The sequence below is a fragment of the Chitinophaga alhagiae genome (genome assembly GCF_003568665.1).
Lineage (GTDB): Bacteria > Bacteroidota > Bacteroidia > Chitinophagales > Chitinophagaceae > Chitinophaga > Chitinophaga alhagiae.
Genome location: NZ_QXMH01000001.1, coordinates 1,236,347 through 1,261,768, shown reverse-complemented (window position 1 = coordinate 1,261,768; position 25,422 = coordinate 1,236,347). Strand labels below are relative to the sequence as shown.

General features: G+C 52.7%; 21 protein-coding genes. 8 read left to right on the top strand and 13 right to left on the bottom strand.

Annotated elements, in window-relative coordinates; genetic code table 11:
- Positions 1-20: 20 nt before the first annotated feature.
- From D3A97_RS04930 to D3A97_RS25090, 4 genes are all read left to right on the top strand, one after another.
- A complete protein-coding gene (locus D3A97_RS04930) occupies positions 21-3,572 on the top strand; it encodes an efflux RND transporter permease subunit (RefSeq protein ID WP_119077270.1) in 3,552 nt (1,183 codons plus the stop codon).
- Between the two features lie 140 nt (positions 3,573-3,712).
- Positions 3,713-4,807: an SGNH/GDSL hydrolase family protein gene (locus D3A97_RS04925; protein ID WP_119077269.1), complete on the top strand. Its 1,095-nt coding sequence runs from the start codon at positions 3,713-3,715 to the stop codon at positions 4,805-4,807.
- Positions 4,808-4,851: 44 nt separating this feature from the next.
- A complete protein-coding gene (locus D3A97_RS04920; protein ID WP_119077266.1) occupies positions 4,852-5,640 on the top strand; it encodes a TIGR00266 family protein in 789 nt (262 codons plus the stop codon).
- A gap of 698 nt (positions 5,641-6,338) precedes the next feature.
- Entirely contained in the window at positions 6,339-7,643 is a 1,305-nt protein-coding gene (locus D3A97_RS25090; protein WP_232825848.1) for a 2'-5' RNA ligase family protein, read from the top strand.
- Between the two features lie 195 nt (positions 7,644-7,838).
- Here D3A97_RS25090 and D3A97_RS04900 read toward each other — a convergent pair whose 3' ends face one another.
- The 4 genes from D3A97_RS04900 to D3A97_RS04885 form a co-directional block, all read right to left on the bottom strand.
- Positions 7,839-8,816 carry a FecR domain-containing protein gene (locus D3A97_RS04900; RefSeq protein ID WP_119077264.1) on the bottom strand — a complete coding sequence of 326 codons (978 nt, stop codon included), beginning with the start codon at positions 8,814-8,816 and terminating at the stop codon, positions 7,839-7,841.
- A 48-nt stretch (positions 8,817-8,864) separates the two neighbouring features.
- The gene (locus D3A97_RS04895; protein ID WP_157986359.1) at positions 8,865-9,401 is read right to left on the bottom strand and encodes an RNA polymerase sigma factor; all 537 of its coding nucleotides are present in this window, start codon (positions 9,399-9,401) and stop codon (positions 8,865-8,867) included.
- 99 nt (positions 9,402-9,500) lie between these two features.
- A complete protein-coding gene (locus D3A97_RS04890) occupies positions 9,501-10,268 on the bottom strand; it encodes a head GIN domain-containing protein (RefSeq protein ID WP_119077259.1) in 768 nt (255 codons plus the stop codon).
- A 152-nt stretch (positions 10,269-10,420) separates the two neighbouring features.
- On the bottom strand, positions 10,421-10,738 hold the full coding sequence (locus tag D3A97_RS04885) for a peptidase associated/transthyretin-like domain-containing protein (protein ID WP_119077257.1): 318 nt from the start codon (positions 10,736-10,738) through the stop codon (positions 10,421-10,423).
- 513 nt (positions 10,739-11,251) lie between these two features.
- On the opposite strand from D3A97_RS04885, the gene D3A97_RS04880 reads away from it, so the two are divergent.
- Positions 11,252-13,099, top strand: a complete 1,848-nt coding sequence (locus tag D3A97_RS04880; protein WP_119077255.1) for a 2-oxoacid:acceptor oxidoreductase subunit alpha — start codon at positions 11,252-11,254, stop codon at positions 13,097-13,099.
- 117 nt (positions 13,100-13,216) lie between these two features.
- The gene (locus tag D3A97_RS04875; RefSeq protein ID WP_119077253.1) at positions 13,217-13,837 is read left to right on the top strand and encodes a DUF6134 family protein; all 621 of its coding nucleotides are present in this window, start codon (positions 13,217-13,219) and stop codon (positions 13,835-13,837) included.
- Positions 13,838-13,890: 53 nt separating this feature from the next.
- Here D3A97_RS04875 and D3A97_RS04870 read toward each other — a convergent pair whose 3' ends face one another.
- The 8 genes from D3A97_RS04870 to D3A97_RS04840 form a co-directional block, all read right to left on the bottom strand.
- Positions 13,891-15,081 (bottom strand): Gfo/Idh/MocA family protein, encoded by a 1,191-nt coding sequence (locus D3A97_RS04870; protein WP_119077251.1) that lies wholly within the window; start codon positions 15,079-15,081, stop codon positions 13,891-13,893.
- A gap of 23 nt (positions 15,082-15,104) precedes the next feature.
- Positions 15,105-16,286, bottom strand: a complete 1,182-nt coding sequence (locus D3A97_RS04865; protein WP_119077249.1) for a nucleoside permease — start codon at positions 16,284-16,286, stop codon at positions 15,105-15,107.
- A 75-nt stretch (positions 16,287-16,361) separates the two neighbouring features.
- Positions 16,362-17,012, bottom strand: coding sequence for an endonuclease III (gene nth, locus D3A97_RS04860; RefSeq protein ID WP_119077246.1), 651 nt, complete (start codon positions 17,010-17,012; stop codon positions 16,362-16,364).
- Between the two features lie 18 nt (positions 17,013-17,030).
- The gene (locus D3A97_RS24785; protein ID WP_157986358.1) at positions 17,031-17,168 is read right to left on the bottom strand and encodes a hypothetical protein; all 138 of its coding nucleotides are present in this window, start codon (positions 17,166-17,168) and stop codon (positions 17,031-17,033) included.
- Positions 17,169-17,388: 220 nt separating this feature from the next.
- Positions 17,389-17,703 (bottom strand): FtsB family cell division protein, encoded by a 315-nt coding sequence (locus tag D3A97_RS04855; RefSeq protein ID WP_119077244.1) that lies wholly within the window; start codon positions 17,701-17,703, stop codon positions 17,389-17,391.
- Positions 17,704-17,787: 84 nt separating this feature from the next.
- A complete protein-coding gene (gene eno / locus D3A97_RS04850) occupies positions 17,788-19,077 on the bottom strand; it encodes a phosphopyruvate hydratase (protein ID WP_119077241.1) in 1,290 nt (429 codons plus the stop codon).
- A gap of 75 nt (positions 19,078-19,152) precedes the next feature.
- Entirely contained in the window at positions 19,153-20,055 is a 903-nt protein-coding gene (gene gldA / locus D3A97_RS04845; protein ID WP_119077239.1) for a gliding motility-associated ABC transporter ATP-binding subunit GldA, read from the bottom strand.
- Between the two features lie 143 nt (positions 20,056-20,198).
- Positions 20,199-20,606 (bottom strand): DUF4332 domain-containing protein, encoded by a 408-nt coding sequence (locus D3A97_RS04840; RefSeq protein WP_119077237.1) that lies wholly within the window; start codon positions 20,604-20,606, stop codon positions 20,199-20,201.
- 121 nt (positions 20,607-20,727) lie between these two features.
- On the opposite strand from D3A97_RS04840, the gene D3A97_RS04835 reads away from it, so the two are divergent.
- Entirely contained in the window at positions 20,728-22,416 is a 1,689-nt protein-coding gene (locus D3A97_RS04835) for a M23 family metallopeptidase (protein WP_157986357.1), read from the top strand.
- 5 nt (positions 22,417-22,421) lie between these two features.
- On the top strand, positions 22,422-23,627 hold the full coding sequence (bcp, locus tag D3A97_RS25010; protein ID WP_198673866.1) for a thioredoxin-dependent thiol peroxidase: 1,206 nt from the start codon (positions 22,422-22,424) through the stop codon (positions 23,625-23,627).
- A gap of 83 nt (positions 23,628-23,710) precedes the next feature.
- Here bcp and D3A97_RS04820 read toward each other — a convergent pair whose 3' ends face one another.
- The gene (locus D3A97_RS04820; RefSeq protein WP_119077233.1) at positions 23,711-25,255 is read right to left on the bottom strand and encodes an SUMF1/EgtB/PvdO family nonheme iron enzyme; all 1,545 of its coding nucleotides are present in this window, start codon (positions 25,253-25,255) and stop codon (positions 23,711-23,713) included.
- Between the last annotated feature and the right edge of the window lie 167 nt (positions 25,256-25,422).

Here is a 25,422-nt window from a genome sequence, read left to right as displayed (position 1 = left end):
CACTTTTAAAAAACTACCCGATGAAGGACTTAGAAAAAGAGTTTAAACCCACCAGTTGGGCAATTGATAACAAGGTCAGCATTTATGTGGCCACGCTTATCATTTGCGTGATGGGTATACTGAAATATAATTCCATGCCGAAGGAGCAGTTTCCCGAGGTGGTGTTCCCGCAGTTCTATATCAGCACTATTAATGACGGCACATCGCCGGAAGATATGGAAACGCTGGTAACAAAGCCGCTGGAGAAAAAACTGAAATCCATTTCCGGTGTGAAGGAAATAAAAAGCACTTCCATACAGGACTTCTCCTCTATCATCATTGAGTTCAACCCGGATAAAGACATGATGGAGGCCAGGATGGAAGTGCGCGAGAAAGTGGATGAAGCGAAGGTTGACCTTCCCCAGAACCTCACGGAAGAACCGCGCATCACAAAAATAGACGTGTCCCAGATACCCATCATGAACGTGAACATGAGCGGTGATTTTGACCTGCAGACGCTGAAGAAGTATGCGGATGAAATGCAGGACAGGATAGAGGCGCTTGGAGAGATCACCCGCGTGGAAATTGTAGGCGCGCTGGACAGGGAGATCCATATTGACCTGGACAAATTCAAGATGGACGCTGCCAGGATCAGTTTTGAAGATGTGATGATGGCAGTGCGGAGTGAAAACAAGACCACCTCCGCCGGCCTTGTGACCATGGACGGGCAGAAACGCTCCCTCAGTGTAAAAGGGGAATATAAAGATCCTCTCAAGCTGAGAGACCTCGTTATTCGCGGCAGTTCCGGCGCGGTAGTGTACCTCCGTGACATCGCGGATGTGAAAGACAGCCATAAAGAACAGGAAAGCTACGCACGCCTGAACGGTAAAAGCGTGATCACGCTGAATGTGATCAAACAGAGCGGGCAGAACCTCATCAACGCGTCTGACAAGATCTTCCAGATCGTGGAAGATATGAAAGCCAATTACCTGCCCAAAGGGCTGGATGTGACCATTACGGCAGACCAGTCAGAGTCTACCCGTGTTACGCTGCATGACCTGATCAACACCATCATCATCGGCTTCCTGCTGGTAACCATTGTGCTCATGTTCTTCATGGGCGCCGTGAACGCCATCTTTGTGGCGTTGTCCGTTCCCATATCCATGTTCATTGCTTTTACCGTATTGCCGGCCTTCGGCTTTACGCTGAACATGATGGTGCTGTTCTCCTTCCTGCTGGCGCTGGGTATTGTGGTGGATGACGCCATTGTGGTGATCGAGAACGTACACCGTATATTCTATGAACGGAAAGACCTTGGGATTGTGAAGGCCGCCAAAATAGCGGCAGGCGAAGTGTTCCTGCCCGTATTGTCTGGTACCATGACGGTGCTGGCGCCCTTCTTCCCGCTGCTTTTCTGGCCCGGCATCATAGGCAGCTTCATGTACTTCCTGCCGGTAACGCTTATCGTAACGCTTACCGCCTCACTGATAGTGGCATACCTCATCAACCCGGTGTTTGCGGTAGACTTTATGGACCGCCATGAAGGGGAACACCACCCCAAACCCAGGTTCGATAAAAAGTTTGCGATGCTCACCGGCCTGTTCGTATTTATTGCACTTATCGGCTATGCATCCGGCAGCGTGGGTACCGGTAACCTGGTAATGTTCATTTACCTGATGATAGCGCTGGAGCGTTTCTGGCTGGGCGGCGTGGCGCGCAAGTTTCAGTCAAACTTCTGGCCCCGCGTGCAGAACCGCTACAAACGGATATTGAGCTGGTGCATTATCGGCTGGAGGCCGGTGTATATACTGTTGGGTACATTCGGGCTGCTGGTATTCAGTATTATGATCACCGGCATGCGGAACCCGAAAGTGATATTCTTCCCCACTTCCGACCCCAACTTTATCTATGCATACATAGAGCTGCCCATTGGTACAGACCAGAAATACACAGACTCTATTACCCATATTATTGAAGAAAGGATCACAAAAGTGGTAGGCGGCGTCAAGAACCCGCTGGTGAAATCCATTATCTCCAACGTGGCCGTAGGCGCCGGAGACCCGTCGCAGATGGATATGAGCGTCAGCTCCAACAAAGGCAAGGTAACGGTAGCTTTCGTGGAGTTTGCCAAACGTAACGGCCAGTCTACCGTAGAATATCTTGACAAGATCCGCGATGCTGTAAAAGGTGTGCCCGGCGCGGATATTGTGGTAGAACAGGAACAAGGTGGGCCTCCCACGGGTAAACCGATCAATATCGAGATCTCGGGAGATGATTTTGAACTGCTGGCCAGCACGTCAGACCGCCTCAAGCGGTACCTGGACAGTTTGCAGATAGGCGGCGTGGAAGAACTGAAAAGCGACTTCCAGAGCAACAAGCCGGAAATTGTACTGAATATAGACCGGGAGCGGGCCAACCGGGAAGGGATCTCTACCGAACAGATCTCCAACTCGCTGCGCGCCGCGCTCTTCGGGCTGGAAGTGTCCAAGTTCCGTGACCCGGATGATGATTATCCCATCATGATCCGTTTCAAGGAAGACCAGAAAAACAACATCAATACGCTCATAAACCTCAACCTCACCTACCGTGACATGAACATGGGTGGACAGATCCGCCAGGTGCCGCTGAGCGCCGTAGCCGATATCCGCTACTCCAACACTTACGCGGGCATCAAACACATTGATGAAAAGAGGGTGGTAACGCTGTATTCCAACGTGCTTACCGGCTACAACGCCAATGAAGTGGTAATGGCCATCAACGCCGCTGTGCTGGAGTTTGCGCCGCCAGACGGCATCACCGTAAAAATGACGGGGGAGCAGGAAGACCAGGCGGAAACCATGAACTTCCTCCTGCTGGCCATGCTGGGGGCCATTGGCCTCATCTTCATGATCATGGTAACGCAGTTCAACTCCGTAGGCCGCGCGCTTGTGATCTTCCTGGAGATACTGTTCAGCATCATCGGTGTGTTCCTGGGCTTCGCCATCTTTGGCATGGATATCTCCATCGTAATGACCGGTGTAGGCATCATGGCGCTGGCAGGTATTGTGGCCAGGAACGGTATCGTACTGGTAGAGTTTACAGACCTGCTGGTAATGCAGGGTACGCCTATGAACGAAGCCGTGGTGGAAGGAGGCAGAACGCGTATGACGCCGGTATTGCTTACCGCCATAGCCGCCATACTTGGTCTCATTCCGCTGGCGGTGGGCCTCAATATCGACTTCTGGAAGATGTTTGATGAGTTTAACCCGCACCTGTTCTTCGGTGGAGACAACGTGGCCTTCTGGGGGCCCCTGGCCTGGACCATGGTGTTCGGCCTCATTTTCGCCACCTTCCTCACCCTGGTGCTGGTGCCGGTCATGTACTATATGAACAAGCGTTGCATAGACGTGCTGGATTATTACGGCTGGCCGCGCGGGCTCAAATATGTGCCGTTCCTCGTGCTGGTCCTGAAATTGTTCACCAAAAGAGAAGTGATCCGGAAACTGCATGACCCGAACTATATTTCTCCCCGCCCCTATAATTTCTTCAACGGCCAGGCCCATGAAGAAGACAAGGAGCAGGCAAAATCCGCCAAAGGAGTAGTAATGCATTAAATCGTACTGTTTTCTGGTAATAATAAAAGCAAACAGTGTAACAGTTGTAGGTTAACTAGTACCGTCCTGATTCTTCAGGACGGTTTTTTTATATTATTTTTCGGCCGCCCATTCCCGGGCCTTTAAAAAAAGAAACCAATATGCGTTATTTACTTTTCCTGTTATTACCGTTTACCTGCGCCTATGGCCAGGAAAAAGACAATGCCCGTTATACGGATGCCCGTTCACTGATGATCATTGGTAAAGGGCTGCCTACTGATCCTGTATACGTACGGCTGGACGTAGAGCAGACCAAACCGCTTACCCCCGCTGTCAAGGGCCTGAGCAAACACAGCGCCGGCATAGCCGTGCTGTTTGAGACCAATTCCCCGTACATCCGCGCCAAATGGTCGCTGCGGGGCAGAAAGTATTATGCCAACATGACGCCCATTGTACATAGCGGGCTTGACCTTTACGCGCGCAACAAAAGCGGCCAGTGGCAATGGGTAAGCGTTGGCCGCCCGGCGGATAAAGACACGCTCAACAACCAGCTGATGGTAGGAAACATGGACAACAGTATGAAACAGTTCATGCTGTACCTGCCTACCTATAATGAACTGGTAGCGCTCGAGATAGGGGTAGCGCCGGAAGCTACGCTGGCCAGCCCTTCCCGGCCCGGCATAGATACAACCAGGCGGGTAGTGATATACGGTTCCAGCATTCTGCAGGGAGCTTCCGCCAGCCGTGCCGGTATGACCTATCCTTCCATCATCAGCCGCCGCACCGGCTGGGAAGTGGTGAACCTCGGCTTCAGCGGCGCCGGCAAAATGGAGTTCCCCGTAGCGGAGCTGCTGGCCACCATGAAAGCGTCTTGCTTTGTGCTGGACTGCATTCCCAACCCTACTGCAGAAGAGATCAGGGAGCGCGGTTACCCCTTTGTAAAACACCTGCTCACCACGCGCCCGGGAGTACCCGTTTTAATGGTGGAAAGCCGCATTCATGAAACGGGCTACTGGAACCAGCAGGTGGGCGCCAGCACCGCGGAAAAGAACAGGCTGTGGAAAGAAGTGTACGGGCAGCTGAAGAAGGAAGGGTATCAACAACTGTATTACCTGCCGGCCACCAACCTCCTGGGGCATGACCATGAAGGCACCATTGACGGCTCCCATCTTACAGACCTTGGTTTTATGCGGCAGGCGGCGGAGGTACAGCCTTTGCTCGAAAAGCTGATGAAAAAATCCAGAGCGGCCAGATAGCCATTTTATGTAACTTGCCACTATTAAAAACAGCAACAACACCTATGCTTAAAAATCATGAGATCGACTACCATATTCATGGTGAGGAGATGCAAATTGTAGAAATAGAACTGGACCCGCAGGAGAGCGCAGTGGCCGAGAGCGGCAGTTTTATGATGATGGACCAGGAAATCAGGATGGAAACGCTCTTCGGTGACGGCTCCGGGGCACAGCAAGGCTTTTTTGGCAAGCTGATGTCTGCCGGCAAACGCCTGATCACAGGGGAGAGCCTTTTTATAACAGCATTTACCAATGTAGGCCATGGCAAAAAGAAAGTGAGCTTTGCGGCCCCTTACCCCGGCAAGATCATTCCGATGGACCTCCGCCTTTTGGGCGGCAAGGTAATTTGTCAGAAAGACGCATTCCTTTGCGCGGCCAAAGGGGTCACCGTAGGCATCGAGTTCCAGCGGAAGCTGGGTACCGGCATCTTTGGCGGGGAAGGGTTCATCATGCAAAAGCTGGAGGGCGACGGGCTGGCGTTTGTGCACGCCGGCGGCTATGTTATAGAAAAGGAACTGCAGCCCGGTGAAGTGCTGAAGGTAGATACCGGCTGTATTGTGGCCTATACCCAGCAGGTAGACTTTGACGTGGAATTTGTACGGGGCATCAAGAATATGGTGTTCGGGGGCGAAGGGCTGTTTTTTGCCGTGCTGCGCGGTCCCGGCAAGGTATGGATGCAGAGCCTTCCCATCAGCCGCCTGGCCAGCCGTGTACTGGCTTACGGTACTGGCGCCCGGAAGGAAGAAGGCAGCATCCTGGGGGGACTGGGTAACCTGCTGGACGGACGGGAATAAAAAATCAGACAGAAGGCCGGCCTGCAGGGCTTTTCAGGCAAGCCGGCCTCCCTATATTTGTCACAAAATCTTCCGTTTATCCTTTTTTTGCAAATTATTAACGAACAGATTGCTAGTATTGTGTTAATATTGCCCGGAGGCTTAACCAGATACACCGGATTTTTTTGTATATTAGAGTCTGAGAACAGCGGCTGGCACTGTGTGGGTGCCACTACAGTATCAACTGGCGCAGGCGAAAGACATATTTATCCTGGTGCTATGAAATATGAATAAGATTGAAAAACTTACTCATGTAGAAATTCAGGTGAATCCGAGGCAAAAATAATTTCCCAGGTCTTCTAACGGTAGCCCTGAACGCATTCCAAAAACGCAATTGTGACTGGCATGCCAGGTTTTAGGATCAGATCCAGTTAACCAACTACCTTAAATGCCTGTCGAGACGATGAGAAAGCGAGTATATTTCCAGACTTTAAAATTTGTAATGCAGGCTACGCTCATTTATTGTGCTCCTGGAAAAAAGAAGTAAAATCAGTATCAGACAACGGAAGCCGGTATAATTTTTATTGAAAAATGATATATCCTGACGTTATGCAAGGATCGCTCCGGCACCTGAGTATTATAAAACCTAAAAAAAGTAGGTGAATTTCATTTTTATGAAATCATTGAAAAATTCCTTCAACACGCTTTAATCAAGTAAGATGAATTTTGAGAGAAACGAACGCCCCCGAAAGTATTCTCCTGGCTACAGCAGAGACCAGCAAGAACCCAACCAAGACCAGGATGGCGGCAATTCCAAGAAACCCGAATTTGGCAAAGACGAAGACCGTCCTTACACTCCACGCTCTGAAGGCGGCTACACTCCCCGCGAAGGTGGCTACCGTCCGCGCAATGAAGGCGGCTACACGCCCCGGGAAAACAATTTTAACCGTGAAGGTGCTTACAACCGCGAAGGCGGCGGCTATACTCCCCGCAACGAAGGCGGCGGGTACCGTGACCGTGACGGCGGCGGCTACAACCGTGACCGCGACTTCAACCGTGATGGCGGGTACGACCGTGGCGGTGGCGGATACGACCGCGGTGGCGGCGGCTACAACCGTGGCGGCGGCGGGTACGACCGCGGCGGCGGTGGCGGTGGTTATGACCGCGGTGGCGGATACGACCGTGGCGGCGGCTATGACCGCGGCGGTGGTGGCGGTGGCTACAACCGTGGCGGTGGTGGATACGACCGCGGCGGTGGCGGCGGTGGTTACGACCGTGGCGGCGGTGGCGGTGGTTACAACCGCGGCGGTGGCGGCGGCTATGACCGCGGCGGCGGTGGCGGTGGCTACAACCGTGGCGGTGGCGGCGGTGGCTATAACCGCGGTGGCGGTGGCGGCGGCTTTAACCGTGGCGGCAGCCAGGGCCGTGGCCAGGGTGGCCCCAGAGGCGGTAATCGCCCCCCGAAAGTGGATAACAAGATCTATTTCATTGCCCTGCTGCCAACAGCAGAAGTAGGCAAGGAGATCATCAAAATAAAACAAGACTTTGCCGAGCAATACGGCCCGGTATATGCGTTGAAAGTGCTCCCGCACATCACCCTGCAAGTGCCGTTCACCGCAGATCCCAGCCTCGAAAGGGCTTTCTGCGAAGAACTGACGGAGTTTGCCAAAACCCAGGCGCCTTTCGAAGTGTCGCTGAACGGTTTCGGTACCTTCCCCAACAAGCAGAACCGCGTACTGTTCATCAACGTGGAAAAGAGCGAGACCATGAGCGCCATGCACAGGCAGCTGATCAACTTCCTCCGCAAGGAATTTGGATTCAGTACCATGCTGGCCCGCACCGGCTTCACCCCCCACGTGACCGTAGCCTTCAAGGATCTTGAAGACGCCGTGTTCGAAAAGGCATGGCCTGAGTACGAAAACAAGGAATACAAAGCATCCTTCAAAGTCAACAACCTTTATTTCCTGCGCCACAACGGCAAATCCTGGGAAGTACTGCAGAAATGCAAACTGGGCGGTGCCTGATAGAAGGAAATCGGATATTAAGAACCCGGGCCTCATCATGAGCCCGGGTTTTTTATTGGAACGTAGCCGGAGAACCCGGTGTTGCTGCGGCCGGTTGTTTCAAGCTGGTCCCGCAATAATGATGCTGCCAGGCAAAGCAAAAGAAAGCCCAGGCCCTCTTTACAGGCCCGGGCTCATCTATCAAAAGCTGGCAATTTACCGGCTGATACGGTACACACCCTCCTCTTCTTCCGTCACTTTTACATCCACCGCTTTCGAGATCACTTCCAGCAGCTCATGCAAGCCCGGGTTCTCGAAAGTACCGTTAAAATCGATGTTTAAAAGACTGCTGTCTGTAACAACAATACGTACGTTAAAATAATCTTCCATGGCTGTGAATGCCTTGTACAGCGGCACTTTATGGAAAGCCAGGCGGTTCTCCTTCCAGGCCATGAAGTTGGGGTCTGTATTCTGCACCTGCTGTGGGGCCTTGTTGGACCGTAAAATGGCGGTATGGCCGGCAGTGAGCACCAGTGCGCCCTGTTCATCCTTTCCGGAAAAGGCCACCTTGCCCGTTACCACATTCAGTTGAACGGTTTTATGCTCGTACGCCTTGATCACAAAAGAAGTACCCAGCACCCGCGTTTGGGAAGCGCCGGCCTTTACGGTAAAGGGCCGGCCGGCATCTGCGGCAACTTCAAAAAAGGCCTCGCCCTCCAGCGTTACCTGGCGGCTGCTTGTAGCAAAATCTTTATTGTAGCTTAACTGGCTGTGGCGGTTCAGGAATACCTTGCTGCCATCCGGCAGCACCACTTCTTTTTTATCCGTGCCGGCCGCCAGGGTAGTAGTGCCTTGCCCTTTCAGCAGGGCAAACGCCAGGCCGGCGGCGGCCACCACTACAACCGCGGCGGCAGAAAGGCGCCACCAGGTATTGCGCCTGGAAACCACCCGCAGGGGAGCGGGCGCATCCAGCGTGCTGCGCGTAAAGCGTTGCCAGTTAGCCTCCACATCAGGTTCCGGTACGGTCTTGTATGCTTCGGCCGCAAGGCCCCAGGTGTCTTTCAGCGCCTCGTAATATTGCCGGTTGGCAACATCCTGCTGCAGCCAGTCTTCCAACTGTGCCCGTTCTGCGGTAGTGATCTCCCCTTCAATTTCACGGGCAATCAGTGTGTCTATGTGATCGTTGTTCAACATGCTCTTTAATTCAATGACGAATGATTTGGATCTGGTTGATGTGACAGGTTATTCCAGGAATTCCCGGAGGGAAACGCGTAATTTTTTGAGCGCGGTCATCATCTGGTTCTCTACTGTTTTCACAGAGATCTGCAGTGTTTGCGCTATTTCTTTGTAGCTCATTTCTTCATACCTGCTGAGTACGAATATTTCCCGGCATTTCTCCGGCAGGGCATCTACTGCCTGCTGGATACGGGCTTTTGTTTCCTTTACGTGTACCACCGGCGCGGTGGCCACCAGCTCTTCCTGCGCCGGGCTGATCTCCTGCGGGGCGCCGCCCCGGCGTTTGTTCTTGTCTATGTGGTCAAGGGCCATGTTTACCGCCGCGCGGTGCAGGTAGGCCTTGAAGTAGACCTCTCCCAACTGCTCCCGGCGGTTCCATATCTTGATAAATACTTCCTGGGCCAGGTCTTCAGCGGTGGCCATGTCTGGCACCAGGCGGTAAATGGCCTTGCATACCAGCGGGAAGTAGGTTTTGAAGAGCGCCTCCATGAACTGGCGCTCGTCTTCCTGCAATAGTTTTTGTAACCAGGCATTTTCGGGCATGGTACAAAAATAACCTTTACTGTGATTGACAGTGTGGGCATTCATGCCTAGTGCAGCGGGTGACAGTATTCCGGTAGCTTTCATGTAAAATCCGTTCTCCTATAACTTAGATACCTTGCCGGAGCCGCTTACGGAAGTGTTGACCGTAGAGGGCGTTCCTTTATATCGAATGTTGCCGCTGCCCTGGATGCGCGCATCCAGTTTTCCGGTAACCCATATCTGCTGCTCGCCGGAGCCATTGATACGGATGCTGGCGTTGACAGATTGAAGGCCTGCGGCCCCAATATTGCCGCTGCCGTTGATCTCGGACACGTAGTCTCCCGCCGTGCCCTCCAGTTCCAGGTTGCCCGAGCCGTTTACCCAGATGTTCACCTCGTTGGCAGCTACCTTCAGGTCCGCATTGGCGCTGCCGTTGATCTCGTAGCTGAACAGGGTGGTTTTGATGGTGTCTGCGCCGTTGCTGTTAAGCGAGCCGGAGCCGGAAAAAACTATTTTGCGGTATTTTTCACTCTCCACATATACGTGAATGGGTTTGATGCGCTTGAGGTTCACATGGTCGCGGATCTTTACCCGGAGAGTAGCGCCGTTCACAGAGGTTTCTATGAACCGCATCACATTGTCTTCCGCCTCAAGGCGGAGGGGAGCATTGAGGCCTTGTTGGAGGTGTACTTCCAGGGGCCCTTCCAGTACCAGGTCTTCAAACCGGGCCACGGTGCGCTCTTCGGTCACCACCTTGCCGGAGCCGTACAGGTTTTCCCGGGCACAGCCGGTAAGAATAAGTCCGAAAATAGCCAGGAGGCAGAGCAGGAGCCCGGTACAAAGCCCGCTGTAGGTAACGATGGTTTCTTTTTTAGCCGTCATTTTCATGTCAAATTGTTTTAGGGGTCAGCCCGCAATGGGTGACTGGTATACATGAATAACGGCAATGGGAACGGCTACCCCTAGAAAGGGGCAAAAAAAATGAGCCGGTTCCCGACTTGGTGTCGGAAACCGGCTCGATTAACCCCTATGAAAACCAACTATTGCGCTAACTTGATTTCGCCAAGATCGGTGCCTTTACCGTCTTCCACTTTCACATCCGTAATGGTAGCGTCTTTGAAAGGTTCCTTGGCGTCAATAACCACGGTGTAAGTGCCGGCCTTGGCATCAGCGAAAGAGAATGCTCCTTCTGCTATGGGCGCTTTCAGCGTGTCTGTACCAGATACGGCCCAGGCTTCGGTTGCGCCGTCTGCAGGTACTACTTTACCAGTGATGGAACCGCCTTGAAATCCTTTGAAGGCGAAGGCGCCGAAAGCTACGGCCGCCAGTGCTAACAGGCTCATTTTTGTCCTTTTCATAGCATACAATTTTAAAAGGTTTAATAATAAAGAAATGGTTCAAGTAGTGTTTTCCCGATAGTGATCAATTTTAAAGTGTGTATGTTGAAATTGGATTCAGTGTAAATTTTACAATTACCATGCCACAAGCGCCACTCAGCGCTATTTAACATTTCTTTAAAGATCCTTTAACATTCAGGCCTGTACTGGATTTGCTGTTTTAACATTTTCGTGTATTCAGCCCCGTAGTAACCGTTCATCCTGAAATGCTGTTCTTCCGTTTTTATTTCAATATGGGGCGCGCAGCGCTTTTTTCTGCGTGGGGTAGCAGCACAAATATTTTGCCAAAAGAAACAACAGTAGGCGTTTAAAAGCGCTGAAAGTATTACTCACAGGGCATTTGCATATATTTTAAGAAAAGTCTACCAAGTTTGTGTACTTTTGCTCCGGGAAGGCAGCGGAAAGTTCCCTGCCGATTTCCTAATTTTACGGACTGTATTAATATTATATGTATTCATTATAAAGAATCCACCAATGTCCAATAAAACGATTCAACAGATAGAGGATGTAGTGATCAAATTTGCGGGAGACAGCGGGGACGGGATGCAGCTCACTGGCACCCAGTTCTCCAATAACACCGCCCTGATCGGGAACGACCTCAGCACCTTCCCTGACTTTCCAGCCGAGATCCGCGCCCCCCAGGGCACCCTGCCCGGTGTGAGCGGCTTCCAGTTACACTTTTCTTCCAACCGCATATTTACCCCCGGAGACGCCTGTGACGTACTGGTGGCCATGAACGCCGCCGCTCTCAAGGCTAACCTGAAGGGGCTGAAAAAAGGAGGGATCATTATTGCCAATACAGACGGGTTTGATTCCAAAAACCTGCGCCTCGCCAACTACCCTGACGGGGTGAACCCCCTGGAAGACGGCTCCCTGGCCAACTACCAGCTGCACACCATGGACGTGACCAAAATGACCCGGGAGGCCCTGAAAGAGTCTACCCTGGGCATGAAGGAAAAAGACCGGGCCAAGAACATGTTCGTACTGGGTTTCCTTTACTGGCTGTATGACCGGGATATGAGCAGCACGGTGAACTTCCTCACGGACAAATTCGGCAAAAAGCCGGAGATCCTGGAGAGCAACCTGAAGGTGCTGCACGCCGGCTACAATTTTGCGGAGACGGTAGAGGCTTTTTCTACCCGCTTCAAGGTAGAAAAGGCCCGCATGGAACCGGGCACTTACCGGAGCATTACGGGTAACACGGCCCTGGCCTACGGGCTGGTGGCGGCCTCCCAGAAGGCAGACCTGCCCATTTTCCTGGGCACCTATCCCATTACCCCGGCCTCAGACATTTTACATGAGCTGAGCCGGTACAAGAACTTTGGCATCCGTACCTTCCAGGCGGAAGACGAAATAGCGGGCATTACCTCCGCCATTGGCGCCTCCTATGGCGGCCATATGGGGGTTACCACCACCTCCGGCCCGGGCATGGCCCTGAAAGGGGAGGCCATGGGCCTGGCCGTGATGCTGGAAATACCGCTCCTGATAGTAGATATTCAGCGCGGCGGGCCCTCTACTGGCCTGCCCACCAAAACAGAACAGTCAGACCTGCTGCAGGCCTATTATGGCCGCAACGGGGAGTGCCCCATGCCAATTGTGTCAGCCTCCACGCCTTCTGATTGTTTTGACGGCATTTACGAAGCCTTCCGCATTGCGGTAAACCATATGACCCCCGTTATTTTCCTGAGTGACGGTTACATTGCCAACGGCGCAGAGCCCTGGCGCTTCCCGAAGAGCGAAGACCTGACGCCCATTACCGTGAAGTTCAAAAGAGGGCTTGACGAAGGGGAAGAGCAGTTTTTGCCCTACCAGCGGGACGAGAACCTGGTGAGGCCCTGGGCAGTGCCCGGCACCCCTGGCCTGGAGCACCGCATTGGCGGCCTGGAGAAGCAGAACATTACGGGCAACGTGAGCTACGACCCTGAAAACCACCAGCTGATGGTGAAGATCAGGGAAGAAAAGGTGAACAAGATAGCTGACCACATTCCCCTGCAGAAAATTGAAGTAGGCCCTGAAAAAGGCAAGGTGCTGGTACTGGGCTGGGGCTCTACCTACGGCGCCATCAAGAGCGCCGTGCTGGAGCTGCTGGCTGAAGGCCACCAGGTGGCCCATGCCCACATCCGCCATCTGCGCCCCTTCCCCAGGAACCTGGCAGAAATACTCCACAGCTATGACCATGTGCTGATCCCCGAGATCAATAATGGCCAGCTCATCAAGATCATCCGTGACCAGTTCCTGATACCGGCGCAGGGATATAATAAAATTATGGGCGTGCCCATTACCAAGGGAGAACTGGTAGCCCGCATCAAGGAGCTGTTATAGTACCGGTTATCGCAATTTATCCGTAACGGGGCGCGTTGAATAGGAAAGCATACATCGCGTTTCGTTACGGATTTTCGTATATTGCTATACGTAACAGCTGCCGATGCATCATACATCATGCATATAACCCGAAAGCCATACCAACTGAAAAGGATATTGTTTATACTGATACTCCCTTTCCTTGCCGCCACGGAGGCCGCCGGGCAATCCCATACTTTCGAGATACTGTTTGGCAATAACGCCGTAGGCCTGCTTGACGTAAAGCAGGAGCCCGCCGGCGCTTCCCGGCGCATCACCATCCGCAGCCGTGTGCAATCTAAACTGCTTTCGCGGATGGAAACGGATATTGAGGTAGTGTACCAGCATAATGTACTGCACCGCGCCCGGGTTACCCGCATACAGGCCCGCCCCAATGACGATAACCGGGAAACGCTCACGGAAAAAGCAGACAGGGGCTACAATGTGACCCGGAAAGGCGTGCGTGCGCCCTTTCCTGTTCCCCAGATCATCTTTTGCGTAAGTGACCTGTACTTTACGGAACCGAAAGAAGTAAAGGAAGTATACTCGGAAACCCTGGGCCGCTTTTTGCCCATCAAACGCCTGGCAGACGGCCGCTACGCCCTGGGCCTGCCCGAAGGCCGGCAGAATTTTTACACCTACTCAAAGGGCCGCCTGGCGCAGGTAGAGGTGAACCATTCCCTGGGCCGCGCCGTTTTCCGGCTGCTGGAGAAAAAATAAAAGCGGGCATCATCTGCTGACGTGCCCGCTGTATAGACCGGTATCTTGCCGTTTTATATTACCTGCTCAACGATCTGCCCTGTTTTCTTGTCTTTCAGTATCAGCTTGCGGCTGCCGAAGTGGGTCACTTCATCTTTGATAAGATAAAACTGTTCGTTATAGCTGGTCAGCGATTTTTCCTTGTCTGCGCCTTCTTTCCCGCGCCACACTTCCAGTTTTACAGGTTCCCACAGTTTGGATTTGGCAGATCTGTAAGCTGCGTCCAGAACGGCGTTCACCACATAACCGTCGTAAAAGGTTTCCTGTGGCGCTTTGCCGGCTTCTACGGCGTTGAACATATCGGCAAACATATGGTTGTAACCCAGTTCGTTCAGCTCGTCTCCTACGGGAAACAGCCAGCCGGTATTGCTTTCTGCTTTTTCCGCCACGTAATCCGCCCCCTTGCCGGTGGTGAACATATCAAAACCGGTACGCAGGAAGCTGTTGAGCCAGATGGTGCCTTCGGAGCCCATTACCTCGTCCCGGAGGTCCAGGCCGCCCCTGAAGGTCCAGCTCACTTCAAACTGCCCGATGGCGCCGTTCTCATATTTCACCAGGCCAATGGCATGGTCTTCCGCGTCAATGGGTTTCACCTGCGTGTCTGCCCAGCACATCACCTCTATGGGTTTAATGTCTTTGCCGATGAAGCTGCGGGAAATTTCCACGCAATGGCAGCCCAGGTCAAGTATACAACCGCCGCCGGCCTGTTCTTTGTCCCAGAACCATTCGCTGTGGGGGCCAGGGTGCGTCTCGCGCGATTTAGCCCAGAGAATACGGCCCAGGGCGCCGCTTTTTACGCTGGCCAGCGCTTTCAGGAATTTGGGCGTATACACCAGGTCTTCCAGGTAACCGTTAAAAATGCCGGCTTTTTCTACCGCGTCCAGCATACGTTTGGCTTCTTCCGCGTTCCTGCCCAGCGGTTTGGTGCACATTACGGCTTTTTTAGCCTTGCAGCAGGCCAGCACAGCGGCTTCGTGCAGGTTGTTGGGGAGGGAAATGCAAACCATGTCCACGTCAGGGTGGTTAATGGCTTCCTCCATGCTGGTAGTCCAGTGCGCGCAATTATAGTCTGCCGCAAACTTTTTAGCGCTTTCCTCGCGGCGTGAATAGATGCTTACTATTTTGTCCCGGCTGCGCTGTCCCTGTAAAGAATCTGCATAGAACCGCCCAATGAACCCGGAACCCAGCATTGCAATTTTTGCCATAGTCAATTTGTGTTTTATAAGTTTCAGACTGGTTTTTTATCTCTGAATGCCAGCATAAAGTAGATCATTACCGCTGCGGCTATATATACGGGCACCATCCAGATGCTTTGCCACTGGCGCGTGCCGTTCAGTATGTAATAATCCGCCACCATGCCGGAGAACAGGGTGCCTATTACCATGCCAAGGCCGTAAGTGGCAAAAGTAAAAAGGCCCTGCGCGGCGCTTTTGATCTTTTCGCCGGCCCTGTTTTCGGTATACATATATCCTGTTACGAAGAAAAAGTCGTAGCAGATGCCGTGCAGGATGATGCCGGTATACAGCATCCACAGGTTGGCGCCAATGTCCCCGTAGGCAAAACAGATGTAGCGCAATACCCATGCCCCCATGCCCACCAGCAGCATCTTTTTTACGCCGATGCGGCGCAGCAGGAAGGGAATGGCGAGTATGAACAGCGCTTCGGAGATCTGCCCGTAGATCATTTTGCCGGCCGCGTTCTCCATACCGGCCTCATTGAGGTAGAGGTTGGCAAAGCTGTAGTAGAAGCTGAGGGGAATGCAGATGAGCACCGCGGAAATGAAGAACACCACGTAAGACCTGTTCCTGAACAGTACAAATGCCTCCGTGCCCAGCACCTGTGCGGCTGAATCTCCCTTTCCTTTTGGCGGTACGTCCGGCAATGAGAAGCAGAAGAGGCCCAGTAGCGCGGAGGCGCCTGCGGCAATGTAAAAGATGTTGGCGGTTTTTTCAATGGCCAGGTAGCCGATGAGCAGGCCGGCAACGATCCACCCCACAGTGCCGAATGTACGAACGCCGGGGAACTGTTTGCCGGGATCGGCCATCTGGCTGAAGGCCACGCTGTTGCTCAGGGCAATGGTGGGCATATACAGTAGCGAGTACACCAGCACAATGCCGATGAACAGGTATGTATTGCTGGTGAGAGAGGCCAGCAGCAAGGCCGCGGCGCCGGCCAGGTGAAGTACGCCCATAATTTTCTGCGCGGAAAAATACCGGTCTGCTATCATGCCCACAATAAACGGGGAGATCATGGTGGCAATGGCCAGGGCCATGTACGCATAGCTTACCTCCTGGCCGGTGGCCTGCAGGTTGGTGACCATGTATGTATTGACGGTAACGTACCATGCTCCCCAAATGAAGTATTCGAGGAACATCATGAAGGATAATTGAAGTCTTATGCTATTGTTCACGTGGCGAAGGGTTTTGTTTTCAAGATAGCGAAAACAATTTATCCTTTCATCCGTCAGCAACTGATTTTTTAATGCTTACGCGCCGGGTTTTACCAGCGTGCGGTAATATTTGCAAACCGGCCGCAGCCCGCACTCGCCGCATTTGGGATTGCGCGCCACGCAGATATAGCGGCCATGGAGTATGAGCCAGTGATGGGCCACATGCACTTTTTCTTCCGGGATGTATTTGAGCAGTTGCTGCTCCGTTTGCAAAGGCGTTTTGGCGTTGGTGGTCAGCCCCAGCCGGGCGGATACCCTGAAAACGTGCGTATCTACCGCCATGTTGGGTTGCTGGTATACCACGCTGGTAATTACGTTGGCCGTTTTGCGGCCCACGCCCGGCAGCTTTACCAGTTCTGGCACCGTAGCGGGAATTTCTCCATGAAAGTCTTCCATCACCATGTTGGCCATGCCGATCAGGTGCCTGGTTTTATTGTTGGGGTAACTGATGCTTTTGATCAGGGGAAAGAGCTCGTCGAAGGTGGCGTGGCTCAGGGCTTCTACGTTCGGGTAGCGTGCAAAAATGGCGGGCGTGGTCATGTTCACCCGCTTGTCCGTACATTGGGCGGACAATATTACGGCCACCAGCAACTGGTACGGATTATCGTAGATAAGTTCTGTTTCTGCATTGGGGGCATGGTGCTCAAAATAGTCGATTACAAACTGGAACCGTTCTTTTTTCGTCATGCCTGCAAAATAGTAAAACTAACGCTGTTCCTCCTGAACATTCCCTGCATGCTCAAAAATGGCTACCAGGGTGCTGGTACGGGGGGCGTACTGCAGCGTGTCCAATATTTGCAATGTTTGCAGCTCTTCACGCGTCATTTCCTGTTTCTCTTGCATAGTTTTCCCTTGAGGGTCAGTTACAGCACAGTTAGGAGTTGAATAGGGGAGTGTAAAATTGCTCATGCGATTGATTTGTTCGTTTAAACGGAATTTATGTAGATATAACACTTAAATAACGACGAATGACGGGATAGTATTGTTAATTTAAGTCAATTTTTTGGAAAATGCAATTTTTTAACAATTTGCATGGACTTATAGCGGGTTGAGAACCAGTTGTTTATTTATTGGGGGAAGGAAGGGGTACAATAAAGAGGTCTTCATCGTCTTTTTTCATGCGGTATTGCTCCCGGGCAAATTTTTCGAGCTTTTCGGGGCTGGAAAGCAGTTCAAACTGGTCTTGCCGGGCGCGGTCTATCTCTTGCCGGTAAAAGGCCTTCTGGGCCTCCAGCTGGTTTACCTCGGAGTAGAGCTGATATTGGGAGAATGAGTTATGGCGGTCCAAAAATACCAGCCAGGCAAGGAAGAGGGCGCCGCATACAATGTATTTGTTGCGGAGGTAAGAGGGGAGAGTAAAGCGCTTCTTCGTTTCCATGCCCTGCGTTTTAAAGATCCGGGTACCGGCAGGCCGGCACCCGGAAAATGTTGTATTGATTGACCACTAAAAGTTGCGTGGTGATTACTTACCAAATTTAATTGAATTTTTCGGATAAAAAGCGCTGCTATCCAGCAGTTCTTCAATCCTCAGCAACTGGTTGTACTTGGCCATGCGGTCTGTACGGCTGGCGGAACCGGTTTTGATCTGGCCACAGTTGAGGGCCACGGCGAGGTCGGCAATGGTGGTATCTTCCGTTTCGCCGGAGCGGTGGCTCATGATGGACGTATAACCTGCCTTGTGCGCCATGTTCACGGCGTTGATGGTTTCGGTAACGGTACCGATCTGGTTTACCTTGATGAGGATGCTGTTGGCAATGTTTTGCTCAATACCCTGTTTCAGGCGTTTTACATTAGTCACGAACAGGTCGTCTCCCACCAGTTGCACGCTGCTGCCAACGGTTTCGGTGAGTTTTTTCCAGCCGTTCCAGTCGTCTTCCGCCATACCGTCTTCAATAGAGAGGATGGGGTATTTTTTGCACCACTCTGCCCAGTAGGCCACCATTTCGTCGCTGCTGATCACTTTCTGGGAGCTTTTGTAGAATTTGTAGGTGCCGTCCTTGTCGTTATACATTTCGCTGCTGGCGGCATCCAGGGCAATGCCGATCTGGGAGCCTGCCTTGTAGCCGGCGGCCTCAATGGCCTGCAGTACGGTCTCGATGGCCTCTTCGTTGCTCTGGATCTCGGGCGCGAAACCGCCTTCATCACCTACGTTGGTGCTGTAGCCTTTTTTCTTCAGTACGGCTTTCAGGTGGTGGAAAATTTCCACACCCCAGCGGAGGCCTTCAGAGAAGCTCTCGGCGCCAACAGGCATGATCATAAATTCCTGGAAATCTATTTTATTGTCAGCGTGCGCGCCGCCGTTCACAATGTTCATCAGGGGAATGGGCAGGGTGGTAGCGTTTACGCCGCCCAGGTAACGGAACAGGGGGAGGCCAAAGGCTTCCGCAGCGGCTTTGGCTACGGCCATGCTCACCGCCAGGGTAGCGTTGGCGCCCAGTTTGCCTTTATTTTCGGTACCATCCAGTTCAATCAGCAGTTTGTCTACACCCGCCTGGTCGCTGATGTCCCAGCCGATCAGTTCGTCAGCGATCACCTCGTTTACGTTGGTCACCGCCTTGATCACGCCTTTGCCCATGTACACACCTTTATCGCCATCGCGCAGTTCTACGGCCTCGTGCTTGCCCGTGGAGGCACCGGAAGGCACCGCGGCCCGGCCTACATGGCCGTCTTCTGTAGTTACATCAACTTCTACCGTGGGGTTGCCGCGGCTGTCTAAAATCTGTCTGGCATGGATCTCTGAAATGATACTCATGGGTAAATTTTTTTATTGTTAAATCTAGAAAAAGTGAATTTTCAGCCGCCGGCGCCTCTCCGGCTGCGTGTACCACTAGTTTGTCAGCTCCCTGAACACCGCTTCGAGCGACTGCGAATTGCTGTGCAAAGAAAGGATGTTCCGGTTATTATTCAAAGAGAATTGAAGCAGGTTTTTCCGTACGGTTTCCGGTTCGCCCGTATATAACCGCCAAACATGCCCTTCCGCCGCCACGGCGCGGGTTACTCCCGGCAGCTGTTCCAGTTCCCCGGCGGGCACCTCCTCGCTGAACTGGACCTGGATGTAAGCCCCGCCGCCCTGCTGTAGGGCGCTGATGGCATCGTCCGCTATGATCCGGCCCTTGTTGATGATGATCACCCGGCTGCACATGGCCTCTACTTCCTGCATGATATGGGTGGAGAGCATCACGGTTTTATCTTCCCCCAGGCTTTTGATAAGGGCCCTTATTTCTGCCAGCTGGTTGGGGTCAAGGCCGGAAGTGGGCTCGTCCAGGATCAGTACCTCCGGGTTGTGCAGCAGCGCCTGGGCCAGGCCCACACGCTGTTTGTACCCTTTGGAAAGGGCGCCGATCTTTTTGTGCTGTTCCGGCCCCAGCCCGGTGAGGCCTATCATTTCCCGGATGCGGGGACCGGTTTGCCGCCCCAGGCGGTGCATGCCGGCCATAAATTCCAGGAACTCCCTCACGTACATATCCGGGTACAGCGGGTTGGCTTCCGGCAAATACCCTACCCGCCGCCGTACCTCCATGGGGTGTTTGGCCACGTCAAACCCGCACACGCTGGCCTGGCCCTCGCTGGGAGGCAGGTAACCGGTGATGATCTTCATGGTGGTAGATTTGCCGGCGCCATTAGGCCCCAAAAAGCCTGCAATACCGCCTTTCTGCAGCTCAAAAGAGATGCCGTCCACTGCTTTTTGCTGGCCGTACAGCTTGGTGATCTGCGATACGATGATAGACATGGATAGTTTTTGCGGAGACTAAAGTAAGACGAAAAAACAGAAAAAACACGGCCCGTGCCCAGGAAGGCACAGGCCGCTCATAAGGCTTCTGTAATGCAATAAACAGTTGTAGGTTGATATCAGCGTTAAGATGCCTTTGTTATTTAATAGGAAATAGCCGGCTCCAGGTCCTTGGCCTGGCTGATCATTCCTGTAATTTCCGCAAGGGAAGGTACCCTGCCGCTCAGGTTCTTCAGGGCGTTCAGCTCCGTTACCTTGGCATGCAGGTTTTCCGGAACGCGGTTGCGCAATTCCTTTACAGTATCCACACCGGCCGCTTCCAGCAGCTCCGCAAACTGGTCTCCCACCCCGTTGATGCGCATCAGGTCCGCATGGTTCACCCACTTCAGCAGCAGGCTTTCGGGAATGCCGGTAGATTCTGCCAGGCGCTGCCTGCCGGTACGTGTATTGCCGTCTTCCAGCAGCTTGGCCACGGTATCAATACCGATGCCTATCAGCTTGCTGGCATAATTAGGACCAATGCCCTGGATTTCGTGAATCGGGTAGCTCATAACTGTTGTTTTGGTGATCGGAAATTAAGGAAACTCCTTCACCTTTAGCTGAAAAATATGTTAAATGATTGTGTTTCATCGTAATTTTAAACCTTCACAGCATATCAATTACTTTTACAGGATGAAAAGACAGCTCGTTTGGTTGCTATTGATGCCCCAGCTGGTGTTGGGGCAGGCTTTGCCGGAACAACAATACCCAAAAGGATATTTCAGGAACCCGCTGAACGTGCCTATTGAACTGGCCGGCAACTTTGGGGAATTGCGCCCCAATCACTTCCATTCCGGGCTCGACCTCAAGACCCAGCAACGGGAGAACCTGCCGGTACATGCCGCCGCGGAAGGGTATGTAAGCCGGGTAGGCGTTTCGCACCTCGGTTTCGGCAACGTGCTGTACATCACTCACCCTAATGGCTATACGACGGTGTATGCCCACCTCAACCGGTTCTACCCGCTGCTGGATGAATATGTGACCCGCAAGCAGTACGAGCAGGAAAGCTGGGCGGCAGACCTCACCATACCGGAAGGCCTGTTCCCGGTCAAAAAAGGCGAATTTGTAGCCTGGAGCGGCAATACCGGCGGCTCCGCGGGGCCGCACCTGCATTTCGAGATACGAAACACGCAATCTGAAAAGCCGCTGAACCCCATGCTGTTCGGCTTCAATATACCTGACACGCGTGCCCCGGAAATATCCCGCATAGTGGTGTATGACCGCAACCGCAGTTTTTATGAACAAACGCCGGTTGTAGTGCCGGTGAAAAGAACGGCCGCAGGCTACGCAGCCACCCGCCCGGTGGTAAGCGTGCCCACAGACAAGGTGGGGCTGGGTATTTCCGCGCTTGACAGGCAAAGCAATTCCCCCAACCCCAACGGCATTTACGAGGCCATGCTGATACAGGACGGGGAGGTAGACTGCGGCTTCCAGCTGGACAATATCGGTTATGACGAAACCCGTTATCTCAATGCCCATATAGACTATAAAATGAAAAAAGGGGGCGGCCCCTATGTGCAACTGTTGTTTGCGCTGCCGGGCAACCAGCTGGGCATTTACAAGGAAATGATAGGAGACGGCACCATAGACCTTTCTGACAAACAACCGCACCCGGTTACCCTGCGTGTAACGGACGCATACGGCAACAAGTCAGACGTGAAGATCACGTTACAGCAGTCCGGCACCCCGCCCGCCGTACCGGTTTGCGCCAACAAGATGTATACAGAATCCCGGAATATTTTTGAAAATAATGCGGTGGAATTTTACCTGGAAGAAGGATCTTTGTATGACGAAATCTGTTTCCGGTATGTTGAAATTCCCAACGCCACGGCGTATTCCAATACTTACCGGTTACATACGGCGCTGGTGCCGGTGCATTATAACTTCGGGCTGCGCATCAAGCCTGTAAGGCCGGTGCCGGCGGAACTGCAAAATAAAATGGTGATTGTACGGAAAGGAGCGGGAGAAAGCATTTCCGCCGCCGTGTATGAAGACGGCTGGTATAAAGGCACTTTCCGGGACCTGGGTGATTTCTATCTCACCGCAGACACGGTACGGCCCAGGATAACGCCGTTGGGTGGGCTGAAACCCGGCATCAACCTGTCAAAGGCAGGAAAGATGTCTTTTTCCATGAGCGATGCCAGCGGCATCCGGTCATACCGCGCGGAGCTGGACGGGAAATGGCTGCGGTTCTCACGGAGAGGAAATGTGCTCAGCTACAGCTTTGACGAGCACTGCCCCCCCGGTAATCACACGCTGAAGCTGACCGTAACGGATATTGCCAATAATGAAACCACATATACTTTGACGTTTAAACGCTAGAAACCGTGAAGCATCTTAAACCCGGGGACGTTGCTCCCGCCTTTACAGCCAAAGACCAGCATGGCCGAGACACATCGCTGGCCGATTTTTCAGGAAAGAAAGTGATCCTCTATTTTTATCCGCACGACATGACCCCCGGATGCACTACCCAGGCCTGTAACCTCCGGGACCACCACGCGCGTCTCCTCCAAAAAGAGTACGCCGTGATAGGCGTCAGTGAAGACGATGAAAAGAGCCACCGTAAGTTTGCGGCAACATATGATCTGCCTTTCCCGATACTGGTAGATGAAAGCCACTCCATCCTGAACGCTTACGGCGTATGGGGCGAAAAAACCTTTATGGGCCGTACCTACGATGGTACGCACCGTACTACTTTCCTCATTGACGAGAACGGTATCATTGCCCACATCATTGAAAAGCCTGACAATGGAGACCATGCCGCGCAAATACTGGCGCTATGGGAGGGAGATGAGGCGGCGGAACCGTTCCGGAGCGCGCCGGTGGAGGAAGCTCCCGCAGAAGCCGTGAACACGCCGGATGCGGAGGCTATTGAGGAAATTCATGATGTAATGAGCAAAGCGAAGGGGATTGCTACGGCTGCTTCTGAAGAGGCGGCTGAACAGGAAAAAGCTGCGGAGGTAGCGGCATCGAAGAAGGCTGCTGCAAAGAAAAAGACGGCGGTTAAACCTGCTCCTGGAAAGGCCGTGGTCAAAAAAGGAGCGGCTAAAGCGAAGCCGGTAGCAAAAGGATCTGCGGCAAAAGCTGCTCCCAAGAAGGCAGCAGCAAAAAAGACAGCTGTGAAAGCAAAACCTGCTGCAAAGAAAGCAGCGCCTAAAAAGGCCGCGTCCAAGAAAGCTGCTCCCAAGAAGCCAGCAGCGAAAAAAGCCACTCCTAAAAAAGCAGCGGCCAAGAAAGTTGCGGCTAAAGCCAAACCTGTAGCGAAGAAGGCAGCAGCAAAGAAAGCCACTCCTAAAAAAGCAGCGGCCAAGAAAGTTGCGGCTAAAGCCAAACCTGTAGCAAAGAAAGCAGCAGCAAAGAAAGCCACTCCTAAAAAAGCAGCGGCCAAGAAAGTTGCGGCTAAAGCCAAACCTGTAGCAAAGAAAGCAGCAGCGAAAAAAGCCACTCCTAAAAAAGCAGCGGCCAAGAAAGTTGCAGCTAAAGCCAAGCCTGCAGCCCGCAAGGCCGTGCCTAAAGCCAGGTCAAAACGCTGATCATACGTTAACAGGCCACAAAAGCAAAACGGGAAAGAAGACCATCTTCTTTCCCGTTTTTTTATACCGATAATTGTATGCTGCTATCTTTTCTGGCGTTGTTTCTTGAACACCTGGCCGGTTTTGAACTTGTTGCCTTCGGGGCTGCCCACGCGGTCCATGGCGCAACGGAAACCAACGGTGTTGGTGGCCATGTCTTCCTGCATGAAGCGGCGGTTGCCGGGAGAAAGCCAGTATGCACGGTCGTTCCAGCTGCCGCCTTTGATCACTCTTGATTTATCGTTGACCAGGGAGGTGATGCCGTAGCCGTATTCCACCAGGGAGAGAGAGTCACCGTCCAGGTAGTTGATTACGTCCCCTTTCTGGTAGTTGAGGCGGCTGGCAGATTCTTCATCTGTTACGTCACGCATTTTAAGCGCGCCCAGGCTGTCTTTTTCAAATTCTTTTTCTGCGTTCTGGTAAACCGTCTGGAATTTGTTACCGCGGAAGTAGTTGAAGTCGTCACCATCAATGGTGGTAAGCGGCCTGTATACGTCCTGTACCCACTCGCTCACGTTGCCAGACATGTTATAGATACCAAAAGTGTTCGGGAAATAGGATTGTACCGGAGCGGGGATAGACGCACGGTCGTTCAGGCCGCCGGCCATACCCATGTTGTCACCGGAGCCGCGCTTGAAGTTAGCGAGGAACTGGCCTTGCCAGTTACCACGGCGGATATCGCGCAGGCCGCTGTTGTTGGTGCCCCAGGAGTAGATCTGTTTGTTGAGGATCAGCTCTTCACCGCGTTTACCTTCTTTTTTGGAAGGGCTCGGGTTCTGGCCTATGTAGCCCAGCGCCGCATATTCCCATTCCGCTTCTGTGGGCAGGCGGTAGTTAGGCAGCATGATGCCGTCTTCAAACTGCGCGCCGCGGGGAGAACCGTCAGGGTTGCTGAATTGTTTCTTTGAGCTTTTGCTCATTTTGCCGGGAGTACCTTCATAGAGGCCGGCCATGTATGATTTGCTGTCAAAAGTATTATCGTCTGCCTGGTTCATGATGTCTGCCTTGGAAAGCAGCCCTGCGTCCATCAGCAACTTTTCGTTCACACGGTTGGAGCGCCATTTGGCATAGTCCGTAGCCTGCTTCCAGGTTACGCCTACAACCGGGTAATCGTTATAGGCCGGGTGGCGGAAGTAATATTCTACCAGCGGCTCGTTATAAGCCAGTTCGCTACGCCATACCAGGGAGTCGGGCAGGGCGTCGCGGTATACGTCCGGGAAAGATTCGCCGTACATGCGGGTAATCCAGTACAGGTACTCGCGGTAGTTCACGTTGGATACTTCCGTTTCGTCTATATAGAACGAAGATACCGTGATACGGCGGGGTATATTGTTCCAGTCAGACATCACGTCTTGCTCGGTGGCGCCCATGGCAAAGGTGCCGCCCTGCACAAACACAAGGCCCGGCCCGGTAAACTGGTCTTTATTTTTGGCAACGGAAAATCCGCCCATTTTAGGGTCGTTATACGTCCACCCGGTAGCGGACGAGGATTCTTTCTTCTTCCCGAAAAGGCCCCCGTTCTTACACGCCGACATGGACAACATCACACCGGTGCCTACAATCAAGGATAAGGAGGTTAATCTGCGCATGCGATAACAGCTTTTGATCGATACAATTTAGGTATTCAATTAGGTAAACGCAAATGTATGCTTTTTTATTTTATAGCAAAAAAAATTAATCTATAAGCAGGTGGTACATCGGCCCTCCCCCGGTTGCGAAATCAATTGAGATACATTAGGTTTGTATTAAATATACA